The following is a 714-nucleotide window of genomic DNA, read 5'->3' on the forward strand; positions in this document are numbered from 1 at the left end:
GTTTCCGGCTTCGGTGTAAGTCGCATCCTTGGCATCGGTTTTCACGAGAGAATGACGATATGTTACCTTTTCAGATGCGTTGCCGAAAGCGTCTTTTGCCAGCGTAGAATCGCAGGAAACCGTAATTTCAGGCAATTTGTCACAGTTATCAAATGCACCCTCTCCGATGCTTGTGACACTCCTCGGAATTTCGATGCTGGTTAAGCTGGTACAGTCGGAAAACGCAAAGTCTCCGATACTGGTGACACCTTCTGGAATTTCGATGCTGGTTAAGCCAGTGCAATTGTAAAACGCACTATTTTCGATACTTGTGACACTTTTTGGAATTTTGATGCCGGTTAAGCTGGTACAATCGTAAAACGCAAAATCTCCGATGCTTGTGATACCTTCCGGAATCGTTACTTCTCCAGAACAAGTTGTTCCATCGATCAAGATTCCATTTACAATTACAAGCGGATTTTTCTGCTGTTTGCTTTTTAACCAAGGTGTGCCAGAAAACGCAGATTCTTTGATGCTGGTAACACTACTTGGAATCGTGATGTTTGCCAAACTGGTGCAATCGGAAAACGCACCAGTTTCGATGCTTGTGATACTTTCCGGAATTTCGATGCTGGTTAAGCCAGTGCAATTTTGAAACGCCCATGCTCCGATGCCTGTGACCCCTTCCGAAATATTGACGCTGGTTAAGCTGGTACAAACGAAAAACGCATGATC

Annotated in this window: 1 protein-coding gene; it reads right to left on the bottom strand. The window is 44.5% G+C overall.

Annotated elements, in window-relative coordinates:
* Positions 1–714 (bottom strand): leucine-rich repeat domain-containing protein (locus QZL66_RS08200; RefSeq protein WP_293602035.1); only part of this gene is annotated, 714 nt, incomplete at both ends.

This window comes from Ruminococcus sp. CAG:330, from assembly GCF_000437175.1.
Lineage (GTDB): Bacteria > Bacillota > Clostridia > Oscillospirales > Ruminococcaceae > Ruminococcus_C.